Below are 2,422 nucleotides of genomic sequence, written 5' to 3'. Positions count from 1 at the left end.
ACGGGCGTGGGCTCGTGTTCTAACGAGCCCACGCCCTGATCGACGCCTCGAACCGCGGGAGACGAGACCGAAGGGTCAGGTCACCAGCGCCCGCCCCAGCCACCATGCCAGTGGTGCCAGTGGTGGTGGTGATGCCGATGGTGCCAGCCATGCCGGCGATGGCAGTTGTCCCAGCGCCAGTCGCAGCTCTGAGCCGCAACGGGCCGCTGCGATGTGGTGGGCACGGTCTGCGCGCTCGCCGGGGTCGCCGCACCGGCCGCGAATACGGTGACTCCGGCCAGGGCCACGGTCGAGAGGGCCACGGAAATCGACTTACGAATGGCCATTGAAAGATGCCCCCTATGTACAGATAAGAGTAAAGTCCGAGTGATCTGGTGGAAGATCCTTGAAAGCCCAACCACACCACCTACTCACATCCCACATCTCCTCATTCCGGAAATCAACCGAGTTGAACGGTCAACGGCGAGTGTTGGCGCAGATTTGGGGTTCTCAGACCATCTCGTTGGTTTATCCAGGGCGGTTCCCGTCGATGGCGATCAGGCTTGAGGAGCTTCTCCTCGCTGGTGGCGGGTGGTTCGCGGCGAGATGCGAGCGGCGCGAGAAACAGCTGGTGCAGGTCCGTTCCGGCACTCGCTTTGCCGTCGACATGGCCGATACGAAGCGGTCACCGGCGACTTCCAGTTCGCCCCGGGTAAAGCGCGAACTGGAAAAGGTCAAGCGGCGGAATATTCTCCGACGTGGGTCAACTTCGCCGACGAGGATCGACTGGCCGCCTGGGTCGAGTCACCGGAGCGAGCCGAGTGGATCGAGCGCCTGAACGGGGTGGCGAAGGAGTATCGCCATCACACCACCGGCCTCGAGACCTGGTTCAGCCTGCCCGGTGAGTCCGTGCCGGCACCGGCGCGCTGGAAGATGGTGATCGCCACCTTCTCGGCCATCTATCCGCTGAGCCTGCTGTTCCAAGGAGTGATCGCGCCGGCGACGCAGAACTGGCCGTTGGCTCTGCGTGCCCTCGTCTTTCCGCTGGTCATGGTGCCGTTGCTCACGTACGCCGTCATGCCGAACGTCAGTCGACTGCTGCGCCGCTGGCTGTACCCGGCAAGGCGCTCCCACCCGCCCGCGCGTCCCGACTCATGACAGTGCCGGGCCGGTGTGGCGCAGCGGAGCGGATCAGAAGTTGCGTTCGCCAGTCGGCGACGCATTCAAGGGCCTGACGGATGACATGAGCCGGGGTGATTTATCCCACTGTCGGGTTAGTTGTTCAGATGATCTTCGCTATGCCACTTTTGCCCGGGTTTGTTGATTAGCCACTTCTAAGCGCGCGGCGGGTTTCGTCGCTGATCGTCAGGGGTCCTTTCCCGAATGTCCTTCGATTCGCACGTGCCGTCGCCAGTGAACCAGGAGCCGAGGACCGACGGGTTCGCCCTCACCTCGTTCATCCTCGCGGCCTTTGCCCTGATTCCCGTTTCGCTGGGGTTCGCGCTGGTCGGATATCGGAGGATCGCCGCAGGGCGCCGTAGCGGGCGAGGCCTGCTGGTGGCGGCCCTGGTTCTGAACTGTGCGTGGCTGCTCGTCATGGCGACGGGAGTCGTGCTGTTGGTAACCGAGGTGCGGCAGGGCCAACGGGCTTACGAGGCCGTTCGAGGTCTCGCGGTCGGTGATTGCTTCGACGCGCGCACGGGTTCGGGCACGGACTTCGAGGACGTCAGGCGGCAGGCCTGCGAGTCGCCGCATGATTTCGAGGTGACGGTCAAGTTCGACTTGGCGGCCGGAGCATGGCCGGGCGATGAGAAGGTGGCAGGCCAAGCCAATGTCGCTTGCGCCGCGCACACTCGAAAGGTTCCGTCGACAGACGGGAACGCGAACGAGGTCGTCGCCCAGGGGATCGTTCCCTCGGGGGGTGCGTGGAGAAAGGGCCAGCGCACCGTTACCTGCCTGGCGCAGCGCGAGGGCGGCGGCAAACTGGTGGGATCGCTCAAAGCCGCGCCCACTCCATTGGACCTGTCCGTCGGTCAGTGCTTCGACGGTTTCAACAGGAGCGAACAGTCCTTCGAGGGCACGGCCACAGTGCGTCCGTGCGATGGCCCCCATGACGCCGAAGTGGCGAACCGAAGGGAGCTTCCGGCCGGTGCGTGGCCGGGGCAGGCCGCCGTCGAGACCCAGGCGCGGGCTCTGTGCCGGGACCGCGGGGATGTCGCAGAACGCGGTTCCGATGGGGAGACGCAGCGGGTGGTCTGGCTGGCCCCGCATGAAGGGGCATGGGCGGGGGGCAGGCGGGTGGCCTTGTGCCTGGTCGTCGAGAAGGATCTGGGCAGGCTCACGGCACCGTACAAGCGTCGGTGAGCGAACTCACCGCGCCGGGGACGACCGGGGAGCAGCCGATCTCTTTTGTTCGCGGCGAGCAGAGGGCCACGAATCCGCC

The 2,422-nt window shown here is 65.4% G+C and carries 2 protein-coding genes; both read left to right on the top strand.

All coding sequences use genetic code 11. From position 1 onward, the window contains the following. Positions 1-822: 822 nt before the first annotated feature. Positions 823-1,137, top strand: a complete 315-nt coding sequence (locus tag HKK72_RS38590; protein ID WP_187239325.1) for a hypothetical protein — start codon at positions 823-825, stop codon at positions 1,135-1,137. Between the two features lie 243 nt (positions 1,138-1,380). Beyond that, positions 1,381-2,343, top strand: a complete 963-nt coding sequence (locus tag HKK72_RS38585) for a septum formation family protein (protein WP_187239324.1) — start codon at positions 1,381-1,383, stop codon at positions 2,341-2,343. The last annotated feature ends 79 nt before the right edge of the window (positions 2,344-2,422 follow it).

This window comes from Actinomadura sp. HBU206391 (genome assembly GCF_014323665.1).
Taxonomy (GTDB): Bacteria; Actinomycetota; Actinomycetes; order Streptosporangiales; family Streptosporangiaceae; genus Actinomadura_C.
The sequence above is the reverse complement of the archived record's forward strand: the minus strand, read 5'-3'. Positions and strand labels throughout refer to the sequence as shown.